Source organism: Proteus vulgaris, assembly GCF_033708015.1.
Classification (GTDB): Bacteria; Pseudomonadota; Gammaproteobacteria; order Enterobacterales; family Enterobacteriaceae; genus Proteus.
Genome location: NZ_CP137920.1, coordinates 1310725 through 1327376 on the forward strand (window position 1 = coordinate 1310725; position 16652 = coordinate 1327376).

The window sequence follows — 16652 nt, forward strand, 5'->3', positions numbered from 1 at the left end:
GAGCAATTTGAAGGAATTTTTCAATAAATTATTATCAGTAGTAGGGGAATAGTTTTAATTTGTCTAAAAGATTGTGATACCAATTACATCAATAACTACCACCAAGTGAGAGACTGAGTTACTATGTGATCAGGTTAACAAATTGTCAGTACATTGATACTGGCAGGTTTATTTTCAGACGGGAGTTATTTTCATGTCAAAACAGCAAATCGGCGTGGTTGGTATGGCAGTGATGGGACGTAACCTTGCGCTAAATATTGAAAGCCGTGGTTATTCTGTATCTATTTACAACCGCTCAAGCGATAAAACCAATGAAGTTATCGCTGAAAATCCAGGTAAAAAACTGGTTCCGAATTATTCTATTGAAGAGTTTGTTGATTCGTTAGAAAAACCGCGTCGTATTTTATTAATGGTAAAAGCGGGTGAAGCAACGGATAAAACAATTGCTGCATTGACGCCGCATTTAGATAAAGGTGATATCCTTATCGATGGCGGAAATACTTTCTTTAAAGATACTATCCGTCGTAACCGTGAATTATCAGCACAAGGCTTTAATTTCATTGGTACTGGTGTTTCTGGTGGTGAAGAAGGCGCATTAAAGGGTCCTTCAATCATGCCGGGTGGACAAAAAGAAGCTTACGAATTAGTTGCTCCAATCCTTGAAAAAATCGCGGCTGTTGCTGAAGGCGAACCTTGTGTGACGTATATCGGTGCCGATGGCGCAGGTCACTATGTGAAAATGGTTCACAACGGTATCGAATACGGTGATATGCAGCTGATTGCAGAAGCGTATTCAGTATTAAAACACTCTTTAGGTCTAACTAACGAAGAACTAGCAGAAACCTTTACCGAGTGGAATAAAGGTGAATTAAGTAGCTACCTGATTGAAATTACTGCTGATATTTTCCGCAAAAAAGATGATGAAGGTAAATACCTTGTAGACGTTATTCTTGATGAAGCGGCAAATAAAGGGACAGGTAAATGGACTAGCCAAAGTTCTTTAGACTTAGGTGTGCCAGTGACTCTTATCACTGAGTCCGTATTTGCTCGTTATATCTCTTCATTAAAAGATCAACGTGTCGCTGCATCTAAAGTATTATCAGGTCCAACACCTAAAGCATTCTCAGGTGATAAAAAAGCCTTTATCGAAAATGTTCGTCGCGCACTGTATTTAGGTAAAATTGTCTCTTATGCTCAAGGTTTCCAACAACTGAAAGCGGCATCAGATGAATATAATTGGGATTTAAATTACGGTGAAATCGCGAAGATTTTCCGTGCGGGTTGTATCATTCGTGCTCAATTCCTACAAAAAATTACTGATGCTTATAACGAAGATGCAAACATTGCGAATCTGCTGTTAGCGCCATACTTCAAACAGATCGCTGACGATTACCAACAAGCTTTACGTGATGTAGTTTGTTATGGTGTACAAGCGGGTATTCCTACTCCAACATTCTCTGCGGCTATTTCTTACTACGATAGCTATCGTGCAGAAGTGTTACCTGCAAACTTAATCCAAGCCCAACGTGACTATTTTGGTGCGCATACTTATAAACGTACTGATAAAGATGGCGTGTTCCATACAGAATGGATGGAATAAGTAAGATTAAATATTAAGTTATATCTCGATTAATATAACAAGTAAAAGGTGCTCAATTTGAGCACCTTTTTTATAGAGGTAATATTGTAGTATTAAGCAGGATGAGTATTGTTAAAAAAATACAAGTTATTGCTCAGAGACTTTCACATAATGAGGTTCTTCATTTACCTTACCAGCGACTAAATTATCATCAGCAAAGTCTTCTCTGGATATTCTTCCACTAAAAACAGCGTTCATTTTCTCTTTATCTAAGGCATCTTCCCAACGAGCAACAACAATACAGGCGCAAGCATTACCGACAAGATTAGTTAATGCGCGACATTCTGACATAAAACGATCAATTCCTAGAATTAATGCCATACCTGCGACGGGAACACTCGGCACAACGGATAAGGTTGCGGCTAAAGTAATAAAACCCGCACCAGTGACACCCGCAGCGCCTTTTGAGCTGACCATAGCAACAAAGAGTAGCGTAATTTGTTCTGTTAATGACAAATCAACGCCCGTTGCTTGTGCAATAAATAAGGCTGCCATGGTCATATAGATGTTCGTGCCATCTAAGTTAAAGGAGTAACCCGTTGGGATCACTAAACCAACGACTGATTTTTTACAGCCAAGTTGCTCCATTTTACTCATTAATGTGGGGAGTGCGGCTTCAGATGAAGAAGTGCCTAATACCAACCAAAGTTCATCTTTTATATATTTAATTAAAGAGAGAATAGAAAAACCGTTATATTTCGCAACAGCACCTAAAACGACTAACACAAAAAGTAATGCAGTTAGATAAAAGGTAATGACTAACAACATTAAATTACCAATGGAAGAGATGCCGTATTTACCTATAGTAAAAGCCATTGCGCCAAAGGCACCAATAGGCGCTAATTTCATGAGCATACTCACCATCTTAAAGACGGGATCGCAAAGATGCTGTAAAAATTTTAATACAGGTTCGCCCTGAGAGCCTACCGATGCTAACGCTAGGCCAAAAATGACAGAAACAAACAGGACTTGTAAGATATTACCGTTAACTAATGGACTCACGATAGTATCGGGGATGATATTCATGAAAAAATCAACAAGAGAAGAGTTATGTGCCTGAGTGACATACATTTCTACTCGGCTACTGTCTAATGATTCAGGAGAAATATTTAAACCGTCACCAGGACGAATAATATTCGCGGTGATTAATCCAATAACAAGTGCAATCGTAGAAAATGTGAGAAAGTAAATCATCGATTTACCTGCCACTTTTCCAACGGTTTTCATATTGCTCATACCCGCAATACCCGTGACTACGGTTAAGAAGATAACAGGTGCGATGATCATTTTTACAACTTTGATAAAACCATCACCTAAAGGTTTGAAGGATTCGCCAATATCAGGATAAAAATGTCCTAATAGAATACCGAAAATGATAGCAATAATGACTTGGACATATAACACTCGATAAAAGGGGAGCTTGCGGGATGAAGTCTGCATAAAAATTCCCTGTAACTGAAAGATATTGACTCAATAAAAAAGAAATTATGATGTAAATTATTATTTACATTTATTTTGTTGTGATAGGTAACTTAAAGGTATGAACAAATTAGGTCAATAAAATAAAGTTGATTTTATCAAATATTGTGCTCTTCATCTAAAAAATTAGATTTAATTTCAATTTATCATAACTTTTGAAAATTATTTTTCTAAAATCAATGAGTTAATAAAATTGTATTTTGTTTTATTTTGTTGTTTTAATTTAAAAAAATGTGTGTATTAGTTTATTTTTTAGTGAATAAAATGGTTTAAATGTAAAAAATGCGGGTAGGGAGAAGTAGAAAGTAGATTTTGATATAATGATTTGTTTTTATTTAGTTTATTTTTAAAAGAAAAATGATCTTCTGACAAATCCATCAATGTAAATAAGCCCTAACTAATAAATAAATAAGCATTCAATAAGAACAAGAGTAAAGGTGGGTATTGAGGAAGAGATAAAAAGTTAAAGAGCGCATAAGCGCTCTTTAATGGATCAGAGAAAGTGCTCTTTATTTTACAGGGATTTTAATGGAGTTATCAGACTCAATTTCAATAGGGACTAATGGCGTATCTTCAACAAACTCACTTGACGCTTTGCCACTAAAGACATCGTTCATTCTTTCTTTATCTAAGGCATTTTCCCAACGAGCAACAACGATACAGGCACAAGCATTACCCACAAGGTTGGTTAATGCGCGACATTCCGACATAAAGCGGTCAATCCCTAGAATTAAAGCCATACCTGCAACAGGAACACTTGGTACAACGGATAAGGTTGCCGCTAAAGTAATAAAGCCAGCCCCTGTAACACCCGCAGCACCTTTTGAACTTATCATGGCGACTAAGAGTAGCGTGATTTGTTCTGTTAATGAAAGATCAATACCCGTAGCTTGTGCAATAAATAGAGCCGCCATGGTCATATAGATATTAGTCCCATCTAAGTTAAAAGAGTAACCCGTTGGGATAACTAAGCCGACCACTGATTTTTTACAGCCTACATTTTCCATTTTACGCATTAAGCTAGGTAAAGCGGCTTCTGAAGAAGAAGTACCTAATACTAACCAAAGTTCATCTTTAATGTATTTAATTAAAGAGAGAATAGAAAAACCATTATATTTTGCAACAGCACCTAACACGATAAGAACAAACAATAATGAAGTAATGTAGAAAGTCAGAACAAGCAATACTAAGTTACTGATTGATGAAATACCATACTTTCCGATGGTAAAGGCCATTGCACCAAAAGCGCCAATAGGTGCTAATTTCATTAGCATACCGACCATTTTGAATACTGGCTCTGAGAAGTTCTGTAAGAATTTAAGCACGGGCTCACCGCGAGGACCGATGGATGCTAATGCGATACCAAAGACTACAGAAACAAATAGGACTTGTAAGATATTGCCGTTAACTAATGGGCTAACTACTGTTTCAGGGATGATATTCATTAAGAAACCAACAATAGAAGAGTCATGCGCTTTCGCTACATAACTTTCTACTTTACTGGCATCTAATGAAGCAGGGGAAATATTTAGTCCATCACCTGGGCGAATAACATTTGCAACGATTAAGCCAATAATTAATGCAATGGTAGAGAAAGTCAGGAAATAAGCCATGGATTTACCCGCGACTGTACCTACCGCTTTCATATTATTCATACCTGCAATACCTGTTACTACGGTTAAGAAGATAACAGGTGCGATGATCATTTTTACGATTTTGATAAATCCATCACCAAGTGGTTTAAAGGATTCACCGACGTCAGGATAAAAATGCCCAAGCAAGATCCCAAGTAAAATGGCGACAATAACTTGCACATATAACACTTTATAAAGCGGTTGTTTTTTAGTTGAAGTTTGCATGAAGATTTCCCTGCACCTATTGGTACATTGTTTATATATTTATTTGTATGTTAGAAAATAACTGAATTGTAAATTTAATTTTACACTATTGTATTATTATTGATGCTAACTTAAATGTACGAGTAAATTAGGTCAATAACATAAAATCTATTTAGTTAATTATTGAGTGCTGAATCGAGAAAAAAAGTTAAAATTTTATGCTCTAGGTGTTTTATAGCATTACAGGTGATCTAATATAAAATTAATGAAATTTATTCTTATTTTTGGTTTTTTATTGATATTAAATGCTAGAGGTGTTTGGGGGGGGAATATCTAATATTGCTTTTAGTGTGTAATATAATACATACACTAAGAATGATTATCATGATAACAATTACCCTTAGTTGAATTTAAAACTGGGTAATTGTTAAAGATAAGTTGGCTGTTTTTATTATTCGTTTTCTTCTTCTCGAATAAAAGAGATTAATTCTGGTTGTGCAATACGTTTGTAATCTTGCGTATTGAGAATAATAGAACGTTCTAATGTACCAGCATTAAAAGCTAATTCATCAAAACGTTCAAAAAGCAGAGGGTCAGCCACAAGCTTTAATGAAGGATGAAAACTAAAAGGGGGAATTGCACCAAATACGCATTGAGTCAGATCATCCACTTCTTTAGGGCTTGCCAGTGACGCCCTTGTTCCACCAATTTGGTGAGCGAGTTTTGATAGATCAGCTTGTTTATCAGCAGGTAATATCGCAAGAACATGTTGTTTAACACCGTTACCTTTTATATGGCAAACAAGTCCTTTTGCTCCCTGTCCTAATTGTGTTCCTCTGATTTTTGCAACTTCTTCAGAACGGCCTGCGGTAGGGTGCTCCATAACACGGTAAGTTGCGTGGTTTTTATCCAATAGAGCAGTAAGTTGCTCAAAAATAGTCAAAGACATCAATGACTCCTGAAGTTAATAAGTTATTTCTTTGTGGTCATTATACGACTTTAAAAAAAATATTCTGCTGTGATGTTCACGGTTGGTTTTGATTATTTTGATAAGCTTTTCAAATTATTTTGTTACAAATGATAATATGTTAATAGTAATATCCTATTGAATTAATAGAGTAATTGTATGCCTTAATTTTATTATTTGTAATAACATGATAAACAAATTGATATTTATTCATTATTTTGATGATGATCAATTTAAGAATAAAAAGAATAGAACATATTAAAACATAGATTTAATTACTAAAAAGGAAGTCAATAATGGCTGTTTCTACATTCTATATCCCTTCTGTAAATAAAATTGGTGCTGGTTGTCTTGCAGAAGCTGTAAGTTCAATGAAAGACTTTGGTTTTCATAAAGCATTAATCGTTACTGATAGTATTTTAAATCAACTGGGTGTTGTTGATAAGGTCAGCAAATTACTGACAGAAGCTGGTATTGCTAGTGTGACTTATGACGGTACTGCACCAAACCCTACCGTTGAAAACGTAGAAGCGGGTTTAGCTCTTCTGAAAGAACATCAATGTGACTGTGTTATTTCTTTAGGTGGTGGTTCTCCACATGATTGCGCTAAAGGTATCGCGTTAGTGGCTTCTAATGGTGGAAAAATTGCAGATTATGAAGGTGTTGATCGCTCAGCAAAACCTCAATTACCACTGATTTCAATTAATACCACAGCAGGTACAGCATCAGAAATGACACGTTTTTGTATCATCACAGATACTGCGCGTCATATTAAAATGGCTATCGTTGATAAAAACGTTACACCACTCTTATCTGTAAATGATTCAGAATTAATGATTGGTATGCCAAAAGGTTTAACCGCTGCAACAGGTATGGATGCATTAACTCATGCTGTTGAAGCCTATGTTTCAATCGCAGCAAACCCAATCACTGATGCGTGTGCATTAAAAGCAGCCACTATGATCAGCGAGTCTTTACGTAAAGTTGTTGATAATGGTGGTGATGCGGCTGCGCGTGAAAATATGGCTTACGCTCAGTTTTTAGCGGGTATGGCATTTAATAATGCTTCTTTAGGTTATGTACATGCTATGGCTCACCAATTAGGTGGTTTTTATAACTTACCTCATGGTGTGTGTAATGCGGTTTTATTACCACATGTTCAAGCTTATAACATTCAAGCAGCAGCGGGTCGTCTAAAAGATATCGCACAAGCAATGGGTGTTGATGTTTCTGCAATGAGCGATGAGCAAGGTGCGAAAGCCTGTATCGAAGAAATTCGTAAACTGGCTAAAGATGTTGGTATTCCAGCGGGTCTGAAAGAGTTAGGCGTGAAAGAAGAAGATTTCAAAACATTGGCAGAAAATGCGCTGAAAGATGCTTGTGCAATCACTAATCCAGTTCAAGGCTCTGAAAGTGATGTTATCGAGTTATTCCGTCAAGCAATGTAATGTTTAGGAAATAAAAAGGTAATTAAGTCATTACTTTTTTTCAAAAATAAAGCCGATACTTTAGTGAGTATCGGCTTTTTGATATTCAGGTTATATCCATTATTCTGCTTTTTTATGGCGCTTTTGCAGGCAATCTATTATATCAGAGAGTGATAATGACTGATCTTGCAATAAAACCATTAAGTGATAGAGCAAGTCTGAAGCTTCATTTTTTAGCTCTTCCCTATCATTAACAGTGGCAGCCAACGCTGTTTCTACGCCTTCTTCTCCAACTTTTTGCGCAATACGTTTTGTACCACTGGCATAAAGACGGGCAGTGTAAGAGCTATCTGGTGAGGCATTTTTGCGGTCGCGTAATAAATTCTCAAGCTCATAGAGAAATCCCCATTGACTTTGTGCCGGGGCAAAACAACTTTCAGTACCGTTATGGCAAGTTGGACCAAGAGGATTGGCTAAAATGAGTAAAGTATCGTTATCACAGTCAGGATAAATATTGACTAATTTGAGAAAGTTGCCAGAGGTCTCACCTTTTGTCCATAAACGCTGCTTAGTGCGCGAATAGAAGGTAACATTCCCACTTTCTAAAGTGACATTTAATGCTTCTTTGTTCATGTAACCTAGCATTAATACATCACCTGAAATGGCATTTTGGATAATCACTGGCATGAGATTATCGACTTTTTCCCAATCTAGTTGCGCTAATATTTCATTATTCATGATATTCTTACCTTAACGTCATTCTTTGCAAGATACTGTTTTAATTCGTTGATATTAATTATTTGTTTATGGAAAACAGAGGCTGCAAGAGCACCATCGACATTAGCTAATTTAAAGGCATCAAGAAAGTGTGACATTTCGCCAGCTCCTCCTGATGCGATTATAGGAACATCTGCAACTTGACGGACTAGAGCAAGTTGTTTTAGATCATAGCCTTGTCTTACGCCGTCTTGGTTCATCATATTTAAAACAATTTCACCTGCGCCACGTTGCTGAACTTCACGTACCCAATCAAGGGTTTTCCAGCGCGTTTGTTGTGTACGTTTTTCATCCCCAGTAAATTGATAAACTAAATATTCATCCGTTTTTTCATCAAACCAAGTGTCAATTCCTACAACAACACACTGTACACCATAGCGATCAGCCAAACGAGATATCAGTGAAGGATCAGAAAGTGCAGGGGAGTTAATCGAAATTTTGTCTGCACCAAATGAGAGAATTTTTCCAGCATCTTCCACAGAGCGAATGCCACCAGCAACACAAAAAGGAATATCAATCACTTCAGCAACACGCGAAACCCAGCTTTTATCAACAACACGACCATCAGAAGATGCCGTAATGTCATAAAATACGAGTTCATCAGCGCCTTCTTTAGCATAGCGTTCAGCAAGAGGGACAATATCACCAATAATTTCATGATTACGAAATTGAACACCTTTGACAACTTGTCCATCGCGGACATCAAGACAAGGAATTATGCGTTTTGCCAACATGATATCGCCTCTTTTAATGTAAATTTGCCTTCTAATAATGCTCTACCCACAATAATACCGGCAACACCAGATGCGGGAAGATCTGCGATATCTTGTAAATCACCAATACCGCCTGAAGCTTGGAATAAAATATCAGGGAAACGCTGGCTAATTTCTTTATACAGTTCGACGTTAGAACCGGCTAATGTGCCATCACGAGAAATATCAGTACACAACACATGCTTTAAACCGACACTTTGATAAAGCTCGATGATATCTTCAAGTGTATAGGGGGAGTTCTCTTGCCAACCACTGACAGCCACCCACTTTTTACCTTGTTTATCAATGCGAACATCGAGGGCTAATACAATGGCATCTGCACCATAGCGCTCAAACCATGTTTTTACTATTTCGGGCTGACTAACGGCGGTAGAGCCAATGACAACTCGGCTTGCTCCTGCTTCGAGTAGTGACTTAACATCATCTTCAGTGCGAATTCCGCCCCCTACTTGTACGGGAACATTGACACAAGCAACAAGTTTTTTTAACAGTGGAATTTGGCGAGCAGATGGATCTTTTGCTCCCGTTAAATCTACTAAGTGAAGTAATTTTGCGCCATCTTTTTCATATTGTTGGTAGCGTGTCAGCGGATTATCATCATAATCACGCTGTTTTGCATAATCACCCTGATGAAGACGAACGACTTTCCCATTAATTAAATCTAATGCTGGAATAATCATAACAGGTTACATCTCCAAAAAGTTCTTGATAAGTTGCGCACCAGCTTTCCCTGAACGCTCAGGGTGAAATTGCACGCCATAAAAATTATCTTTTTGAATTGCGCTACTAAAACGCGAGCCGTATTCAGTTTCAGCAATCGTTGATTTATTGAGAGCTAACGCGTAGCTATGAACAAAATAGAACCAAGCATCGTCACCAAGATCACGAAAAAGAGGATGTCCAGGTTTTGCTAATACTTGGTTCCAACCCATATGAGGTAATGGTAATCCTGCTGTATCAAGCTTATCGATGGTGCCATCAACTAAACCTAATAAAGGGATATCTTTACCTTCCTCGCTTAGAGAGGCCAATATTTGCATACCTAAACAAATACCTAAAACCGGTTGTGTTAAGGCTTTAATTAAAGGAATTAGCTCTCGTGCTTTGAGTTGTTCCATTGCTGCTCTCGCCGTGCCTACTCCGGGTAGAAAGAGTTTATCCGCAGATAACACAACGTTTTTTTCATAGGACACGATGGGATCATAACCGAGTCGCTTAACGGCGTAAGCGACAGAGGCTAAATTGGCACAGCCCGTATCAAGAATAACCACTTTCATCACAGAACACCTTTTGAACTTGGTAAAGTATTACCTTCAACACGAATGGCTTGGCGTAATGTACGACCAAAGACTTTAAATAAGCTTTCAGCTTTGTGGTGATCGTTTTTGCCTTTTGATTTCAGATGTAATGTGCAACCCATGGTGTAAGAGAGTGAACGGAAAAAGTGTTCAATCATCTCTGTACTTAAATCACCGACACGTTGATATTTAAATTCGGCTTTGTATTCAAGGTGCGGGCGACCAGAAATATCTAACGCACAGCTTGCAAGGCATTCATCCATTGGTAATGTAAAGCCAAATCGAGCAATACCTCGTTTATCACCTAATGCTTCACGTAATGCTTCACCCAAAGCAAGGCCGGTATCTTCTACCGTGTGGTGATCATCAATCACTAAATCACCTTTTACATTGATGTTCATACGAAAGCCGCCGTGCGTGGCAATTTGATCAAGCATGTGATCAAAGAAACCGACGCCTGTACTGATCTGACTGTTGCCTTCACGATCAAGCCAAATATCGATCGCGATTTGTGTTTCTTTTGTTTTTCGTTCAACGTGAGCGTAGCGATCTTTTTTAGTTAATTGCTCAGTAATAATTGCCCAATTGAGTTCATTGGTATTATAAAGTAGGCCTTTGATCCCCATATTTTCAGCTAGCTGAATATCAGTTTGTCTATCGCCAATGACATAGCTGTTATCTCTATCTAGTGCACCATCTACTAAATACTGAGTGACAAGTCCAGTTTCTGGTTTACGACAAGGACAGTTGTCTTCAGGTTTATGAGGGCAAATTAAAACATCATCAAATATGATCCCTTGAGATGAGAAAACTTGCATCATTAAGTTATGAGGAGGATCGAAATCCGCTTGAGGAAAATTTTCTGTGCCTAATCCATCCTGATTTGTGATCATGATGAGTTTATACCCTGCTTTTTGTAGAGCAGTAAGTGCGGGGATCACCCCATTTTCAAAGGCAAGTTTATCAAGTCTATCAACTTGGTAATCAGTGGGTGGCTCAGTGATTAAAGTACCATCACGGTCGATGAAAAGAATTTTTTGGCTCATGGTAGAGATCCCTCAGTTGCGATTTTTTGTTGTTATCGTTTTTAATGTTTTATACGTTTGCAGTTTGAATATTCTTTATGGCATTAATCACGCTATCACATTCTTCCGCTGTACCGATAGAAATACGCAAACAGCCCTTAAGCCCATATTGACGCTGTTGATCGCGTAAAATAATCCCTTGTTCCCATAAAGTACGGAAAACCAGAGTGGCATCAGTGAATTTCACTAAAATATAGTTAGTTTCACTGTTATAAACCTGTTCAACATTAGGCAATTTTTGTAACGCATTAGACAAGATAGCTCTGTTGCGTGAAATTTCTGCCACTCGTTTTTTCATTATTTCAATACCGGCTTCTGTTAATGCTTGCGCAGCAATATCTGCAACAGGTGTTGAAAGTGGGTATGGTGCGATCACTTTTAGTAATAATTCAATGACTGGTGGGTTGGCAAGCGTAAAGCCACAACGAAGCCCTGCTAAAGCGAAAGCTTTCGATAAGGTTCGCAAAATAACTAAATTCGGATACTCTGCAAGCCATGACACCATTGACGCGTGTGGACAAAATTCAATATAAGCTTCATCTACCGCAACAATGGCTTTGCCTTTAGCCAATGCTAATACATCACGAATAAGCGAAGGATCAACGATATTTCCTGTTGGGTTATTTGGGCTGCATAGGTAGATAAGTTTTACATTATCAAGTTGTGATGCGATGGCTTTGACATCAGGGTTCCAATCAGCAAGAGCAGGGACAACACGCTGTTCTACACCAAAGGTTTCCGCACTAACGCTATACATTCCATATGTGGGTGGGCAATAAAGCATTGCGTCTTTACTCGGCTCACAAAAAGCACGAATAAGAAGCTCAATCGCTTCATCAGCACCACGGCTAACTAAAACTTGATTAGCATTGACACCTGCATATTTTGCATAACGACTAATCACGTTAACAGGCTGACATTCAGGGTAGCGGTTTAAATTTTTTTCATTAAACGTAAAGTCAGGAGCGATAGGGTATTCATTTGCATTTAACCAAATAGAACCATTTCCCCCTAAGCGTCGAGCAGATTGATACGGTATTAATTCACGTACATTTTTTCTTGCAAGTGTATTGATATCAAATTCAGTTTTCATCACGCTTATTTCCCCTTAGCTAACGCATTTACACGAAGTGTGACCGCATTTTTGTGTGCGGTGAGTTGTTCTGCTTGCGCTAATATTTCAATGGTCTGTGCTAAATCAGATAAGCCTTGAGCAGTGAGTTTCTGTACTGTCATACGTTTCATAAAATCAGCTAAACCTAAGCTTGAGTAAGTTGCTGTATAGCCATAAGTTGGTAGAACGTGATTAGTGCCAGAAGCATAATCTCCTGCAGATTCAGGCGACCAAGCACCAAGAAAAACAGAGCCGGCACTGGTAATGCTATCAACACGGGTATCAGCATCATTGGTTTGAATAATTAAGTGCTCTGGACCATAACGATTACTGATTTCAATACACTGCTCGAGATCACGAGTAATAATAACCCGGCTTTCTGCAAGTGCCTGTTTAGCAATTTCAGCGCGGCTTAATAGCGTCAGTTGTGTTTCAGTTTCAGCAATAACGGCTTTAGCGAGTGTTTCATCGGGTGTTAATAACACAACTTGGGAATCTGGGCCGTGTTCAGCTTGTGAAAGTAAGTCAGCAGCAATAAATACAGGATTTGCATCTGCATCCGCAATGACTAAAACTTCTGAAGGGCCTGCTGGCATATCGATTGCTGCACCTTGAAGTGATTGGCTTGCTTGGCGCTTCGCTTCGGTTACATAAGCATTACCAGGGCCAAAGATTTTATCAACTTTAGGAATAGATTCAGTACCAAATGCCATGGCTGCAATCGCCTGTGCACCACCTACTTGAAAGATTTCATCAATACCAATTTGTTGAGCAATATATAAAATTTCATCAGCAATAGGGGGCGGAGAGCAAAGAATAATTTTGCGACAACCCGCAATACGGGCTGGAATACCCAACATCATTACTGTTGAAAGCAATGGTGCGGAACCTCCGGGAATATAAAGTCCTACCGCATCGATTGCTCTGCTGACTTGCTGACAAAAGACACCAGGCTGAGTTTCTACGTTGATAGTGTTAGGTATTTGAGCCTCATGAAAGCGACGAATATTATTCATCGCCTGTGCTATCGCTTGTTTTATTTTGCTATCAAGTCTTGATGACGCTTCATTGATTTGTGATTTTGATACCAAAACACTTTCCGGTGCTGTCTTATCAAATTTTTGGCTTAGTGCTTTAAGCGCTTTATCTCCATCATTGCGTACTTGTGAAATGATGCTAGCAACCTGTTCTGTAATTGAAGCTGATGCAGAAATAGCAGGGCGAGTTAATAGCACTTGTTGCTGTTCTTTCGTGCATTTATCCCAGTAATTTAATGTATTAAAACCCGTTTTCATCATTTCACCTTATTCCATCATTTTTTCAATTGGTAAAACAAGAATTGAACTTGCACCTAATGATTTAAGTTTTTCCATTGTTTCCCAGAATAGGGTTTCGCTACTTACCATATGCATTGCAACGCGATTTTGATCTCCCGCCAGAGGTAAAATAGTCGGTCTTTCCGCTCCCGGAAGTAATGCAATGACATCCTCAAGGCAATCACTTGGTGCGTGTAACATAATGTATTTTGATTCTCTGGCTTGAATAACGCCTTGAATACGGGTCAGTAAACGGTTGATAAGTTCTTGTTTATCCGCTTCCATTTCACCGTCGCGTTGGATTAAACATGCTTTTGAACGATAAATTACTTCAACTTCTTTTAAGCCATTGGCTTCTAATGTTGCGCCAGTAGAAACTAAGTCGCAGATAGAGTCAGCAAGGCCGGCACGAGGAGCGACTTCAACAGAGCCATTTAATAAACATGATTTAAATTTGATCCCTTTTTGGTCTAAATAGCGTTTGAGCAGATTGGGATAGGAGGTTGCGATTCGAGTGTTATTTAAGCATTCCGCACCTTGATAATCGAAATCGACAGGTGTTGCAAGAGATAAACGGCATCCCCCGAAATCAAGACGACGTAGTGTGAGATAACTTGGATCTTCACCTTGTGAGCGACGCTTTAATAACTCTTCTTCTAAAACGTTTTCACCAATGATCCCTAAATCAACAACGCCATCCATGACTAATCCCGGAATATCGTCATCTCTCACGCGCAAAATATCGATTGGCATATTTTCAGCGTAAGCAATCAGGCGCTGTTGATTTAAGTTAATTTTGATGCCACAACGAGCTAAAAGCGCACGAGAATCATCGCTTAAACGGCCAGATTTTTGCATTGCAATTCTTAATCTTGCTTTATCTAACATAATATTACCCTATCTTTTTCTCTATTTTTGTTATGAAAATTAGCTATAAAAAAACCCCGGAAGTTGCCTTCCGGGGTTTTAGTTGTTATCTGCATTCAGACCACCGGAAGCGTTTCTTAAACGTCTTCCAGCACTCATCGCCTGAAAGACTAGTCAGGGTGATGGTGATGATGGTGGTTTAATTGAATGCTATACATAATATTTTCCTAGCTAATAACATTATTTGTTATTTAATAATGCCCGTTACTATTGAGCTGTATGCTGTATTTAGTAACCCGCATTTAGAATTTGTCTGCCTTTCAACCTACATGATTTACAAAGGAGAAAGCAACCTATTTTTTAATAATAATTTAATTATTTTATAACCTTTTGTTTTTAATGTAATTTTAATATTTCTCTTATTTACTTAATGGAACAAGTAGGCGAGTATATAGGGAGGCACTAAATATTCACGAAATATAAGTGGTATTTATAATTAATGGCGAAACTAAAATTTTATAGCATACTTTGATTAGGCCATTTAAGTAGGGGAGCAAAATGAAACGAATAACCATCGTAGGATTAGGTTGGTTAGGTTTACCACTTGCTACTGCGTTGCGTGATGCAGGCTATCAAGTTAAAGGGACTAAAACCACCGAAGATGGCGTAGAAGCAGCAAGAATGAGTGGCATTGACTGTTGTTTAGTGAATTTAACACCCGCAATCGAATGCGATAGAGATGATTTTGATTACTTAATGGAAACTGACGTACTCATTATTACGCTACCACCAAGTGCTGCCGGTGGAGGTTATGATTATGTTGAAGCCATTCAGACGCTGGTGGATAGCGCAATGTCTCGCCATGTGACGAGAGTCATTTACATTAGTTCTACTTCTGTATATGGCAACCAAACGGGTAATATCACGGAAGAAATGGATATTCGACCAGAAACACAATCGGCAAAAATGTTAGCCGAAGTTGAGAACTGGCTACATCGTTTACCGTTGACTACGGTTGATATTCTTCGATTAGCAGGATTAGTGGGACCAGGTCGTCATGCAGGACGTTTTTTATCAGGTAAAAAACAGGTAAAAGGCGCTCATCAATGCGTAAACTTAGTCCACTTAGATGATGTCATTTTTGCTGTTGAACAACTGCTCGCACAGAATGAAGGTGGCCATTTATATAATTTATGTGCACCAATTCACCCTAAAAAGAAAGATTTTTACTCGAGAGTGTCGAATCAACTTGATCTCATTCCACCCGAATTTATTGAGGAAGAAAAGCCTGCAATACGAGAGATTGATGGTCAGGAGATTTGTCGAGATCTTGGATTTCATTACCATTATCCAGATCCCGACAAAATGCCAATGAATTAATTTACAGGCAGTAACACAATATCACGGAAAATAGATCTTTCACTTAATTGGGCAAACCAACGCTCAATATGAGGGACGTGTGGTCTATCTTTGCAAACTTCTAGCCATGGATAGACCAAAGGTGCGATTGCCATATCGGCAAGAGAGAATGTATCTCCTGCAAAATAAGTGGTTTTCGCAAGTTGGTCGTCAGCAATTTTAATAAGTTTATTAAGCTTCTCTTTCAACGCATTAACACTTTCAGGATTTTGCTGTTCTTTAGGCGTACGAACAATCATGATCATCATTTGTTGAATGGGCGAAAATAGGCTGCCATTTGACCAATCCATCCATTTTTCTACATTTGCTCGCTGTTTAAGATCAATGGGATAGAGCGTATTATTTTTATATTTTGTACATAAATAACGAATAATGGTATTAGACTCCCATAAAGCAAAGTCATCATCTAGTAAGGTTGGAATAGAAGCGTTGGGATTCATCGCTAAATAATTTGCTTCATTGAGTCCACCAAAAGGGCCACCAACGTCGATTTGCTCATAAGGAACGTTTAATTCTTTTAAGCACCAAAGCACTTTTTTAACGTTAGATGAGTTTTTTCTACCCCAGACTTTTAACATAAAGGTCTCCTAAGCTACGATAAGTAATAAAATTTCCCTCTATAGGGCGCTAAATATGAATATAAGATAAATCTC

Annotated in this window: 15 protein-coding genes and 1 other annotated feature; of the genes, 3 read left to right on the forward strand and 12 right to left on the reverse strand. The window is 38.2% G+C overall.

Annotated features, from left to right (window positions below):
* Positions 1–193 precede the first annotated feature (193 nt).
* Positions 194–1600 carry an NADP-dependent phosphogluconate dehydrogenase gene (gene gndA / locus SB028_RS06135; protein ID WP_069368813.1) on the forward strand — a complete coding sequence of 469 codons (1407 nt, stop codon included), beginning with the start codon at positions 194–196 and terminating at the stop codon, positions 1598–1600.
* A 126-nt stretch (positions 1601–1726) separates the two neighbouring features.
* Here gndA and SB028_RS06140 read toward each other — a convergent pair whose 3' ends face one another.
* From SB028_RS06140 to SB028_RS06150, 3 genes are all read right to left on the reverse strand, one after another.
* Positions 1727–3079, reverse strand: coding sequence for a dicarboxylate/amino acid:cation symporter (locus tag SB028_RS06140; RefSeq protein WP_069368812.1), 1353 nt, complete (start codon positions 3077–3079; stop codon positions 1727–1729).
* A 548-nt stretch (positions 3080–3627) separates the two neighbouring features.
* Entirely contained in the window at positions 3628–4977 is a 1350-nt protein-coding gene (locus SB028_RS06145; RefSeq protein ID WP_069368811.1) for a dicarboxylate/amino acid:cation symporter, read from the reverse strand.
* 430 nt (positions 4978–5407) lie between these two features.
* A complete protein-coding gene (locus tag SB028_RS06150) occupies positions 5408–5905 on the reverse strand; it encodes a YbaK/prolyl-tRNA synthetase associated domain-containing protein (RefSeq protein ID WP_069368810.1) in 498 nt (165 codons plus the stop codon).
* Positions 5906–6219: 314 nt separating this feature from the next.
* On the opposite strand from SB028_RS06150, the gene yiaY reads away from it, so the two are divergent.
* On the forward strand, positions 6220–7371 hold the full coding sequence (yiaY, locus tag SB028_RS06155) for an L-threonine dehydrogenase (RefSeq protein ID WP_069368809.1): 1152 nt from the start codon (positions 6220–6222) through the stop codon (positions 7369–7371).
* A 99-nt stretch (positions 7372–7470) separates the two neighbouring features.
* Here the strand turns inward: yiaY and hisIE are convergent, their stop codons facing one another.
* Genes hisIE through hisG form a run of 8 tightly spaced genes read right to left on the reverse strand, consistent with a single transcriptional unit; the run spans position 7471 to position 14601 of the window.
* Positions 7471–8088 (reverse strand): bifunctional phosphoribosyl-AMP cyclohydrolase/phosphoribosyl-ATP diphosphatase HisIE, encoded by a 618-nt coding sequence (hisIE, locus tag SB028_RS06160; protein WP_069368808.1) that lies wholly within the window; start codon positions 8086–8088, stop codon positions 7471–7473.
* A complete protein-coding gene (hisF, locus tag SB028_RS06165; RefSeq protein ID WP_069368807.1) occupies positions 8085–8861 on the reverse strand; it encodes an imidazole glycerol phosphate synthase subunit HisF in 777 nt (258 codons plus the stop codon). Before hisF ends, hisIE begins: the two co-directional genes overlap by 4 nt.
* Entirely contained in the window at positions 8843–9580 is a 738-nt protein-coding gene (gene hisA, locus SB028_RS06170) for a 1-(5-phosphoribosyl)-5-[(5-phosphoribosylamino)methylideneamino]imidazole-4-carboxamide isomerase (RefSeq protein ID WP_069368806.1), read from the reverse strand. Before hisA ends, hisF begins: the two co-directional genes overlap by 19 nt.
* Before the next feature lie 6 nt (positions 9581–9586).
* Positions 9587–10177 (reverse strand): imidazole glycerol phosphate synthase subunit HisH, encoded by a 591-nt coding sequence (gene hisH, locus SB028_RS06175; protein WP_069368805.1) that lies wholly within the window; start codon positions 10175–10177, stop codon positions 9587–9589.
* A complete protein-coding gene (gene hisB, locus SB028_RS06180; protein WP_069368804.1) occupies positions 10177–11244 on the reverse strand; it encodes a bifunctional histidinol-phosphatase/imidazoleglycerol-phosphate dehydratase HisB in 1068 nt (355 codons plus the stop codon). Before hisB ends, hisH begins: the two co-directional genes overlap by 1 nt.
* Before the next feature lie 49 nt (positions 11245–11293).
* A complete protein-coding gene (gene hisC, locus SB028_RS06185; protein ID WP_069368815.1) occupies positions 11294–12376 on the reverse strand; it encodes a histidinol-phosphate transaminase in 1083 nt (360 codons plus the stop codon).
* Between the two features lie 5 nt (positions 12377–12381).
* A complete protein-coding gene (hisD, locus tag SB028_RS06190; RefSeq protein ID WP_069368803.1) occupies positions 12382–13695 on the reverse strand; it encodes a histidinol dehydrogenase in 1314 nt (437 codons plus the stop codon).
* 6 nt (positions 13696–13701) lie between these two features.
* Positions 13702–14601, reverse strand: coding sequence for an ATP phosphoribosyltransferase (gene hisG / locus SB028_RS06195; protein WP_069368802.1), 900 nt, complete (start codon positions 14599–14601; stop codon positions 13702–13704).
* A 44-nt stretch (positions 14602–14645) separates the two neighbouring features.
* Positions 14646–14775: a sequence feature (His leader region), on the reverse strand.
* 363 nt (positions 14776–15138) lie between these two features.
* On the opposite strand from hisG, the gene SB028_RS06200 reads away from it, so the two are divergent.
* Positions 15139–15960, forward strand: a complete 822-nt coding sequence (locus tag SB028_RS06200) for an SDR family oxidoreductase (RefSeq protein WP_069368801.1) — start codon at positions 15139–15141, stop codon at positions 15958–15960.
* Here SB028_RS06200 and SB028_RS06205 read toward each other — a convergent pair.
* Complete coding sequence (locus SB028_RS06205; RefSeq protein WP_069368800.1) at positions 15957–16577, reverse strand: glutathione S-transferase family protein; 621 nt, start codon at positions 16575–16577, stop codon at positions 15957–15959. The two genes, SB028_RS06200 and SB028_RS06205, sit on opposite strands and share 4 nt — an antisense overlap.
* Between the last annotated feature and the right edge of the window lie 75 nt (positions 16578–16652).

Excerpts from the sequence above, each read along its gene's own strand:
- hisH (WP_069368805.1), bottom strand. The coding sequence starts at position 10,177 with ATGAAAGTGGTTATTCTTGATACGGGCTGTGCCAATTTAGCCTCTGTC.
- hisC (WP_069368815.1), bottom strand. The coding sequence starts at position 12,376 with ATGAAAACTGAATTTGATATCAATACACTTGCAAGAAAAAATGTACGT.
- yiaY (WP_069368809.1), top strand. The coding sequence starts at position 6,220 with ATGGCTGTTTCTACATTCTATATCCCTTCTGTAAATAAAATTGGTGCT.
- SB028_RS06140 (WP_069368812.1), bottom strand. The coding sequence starts at position 3,079 with ATGCAGACTTCATCCCGCAAGCTCCCCTTTTATCGAGTGTTATATGTC.
- hisB (WP_069368804.1), bottom strand. The coding sequence starts at position 11,244 with ATGAGCCAAAAAATTCTTTTCATCGACCGTGATGGTACTTTAATCACT.
- hisG (WP_069368802.1), bottom strand. The coding sequence starts at position 14,601 with ATGTTAGATAAAGCAAGATTAAGAATTGCAATGCAAAAATCTGGCCGT.
- hisIE (WP_069368808.1), bottom strand. The coding sequence starts at position 8,088 with ATGAATAATGAAATATTAGCGCAACTAGATTGGGAAAAAGTCGATAAT.
- gndA (WP_069368813.1), top strand. The coding sequence starts at position 194 with ATGTCAAAACAGCAAATCGGCGTGGTTGGTATGGCAGTGATGGGACGT.
- hisD (WP_069368803.1), bottom strand. The coding sequence starts at position 13,695 with ATGATGAAAACGGGTTTTAATACATTAAATTACTGGGATAAATGCACG.
- SB028_RS06145 (WP_069368811.1), bottom strand. The coding sequence starts at position 4,977 with ATGCAAACTTCAACTAAAAAACAACCGCTTTATAAAGTGTTATATGTG.
- hisF (WP_069368807.1), bottom strand. The coding sequence starts at position 8,861 with ATGTTGGCAAAACGCATAATTCCTTGTCTTGATGTCCGCGATGGACAA.
- SB028_RS06200 (WP_069368801.1), top strand. The coding sequence starts at position 15,139 with ATGAAACGAATAACCATCGTAGGATTAGGTTGGTTAGGTTTACCACTT.
- SB028_RS06150 (WP_069368810.1), bottom strand. The coding sequence starts at position 5,905 with ATGTCTTTGACTATTTTTGAGCAACTTACTGCTCTATTGGATAAAAAC.
- SB028_RS06205 (WP_069368800.1), bottom strand. The coding sequence starts at position 16,577 with ATGTTAAAAGTCTGGGGTAGAAAAAACTCATCTAACGTTAAAAAAGTG.
- hisA (WP_069368806.1), bottom strand. The coding sequence starts at position 9,580 with ATGATTATTCCAGCATTAGATTTAATTAATGGGAAAGTCGTTCGTCTT.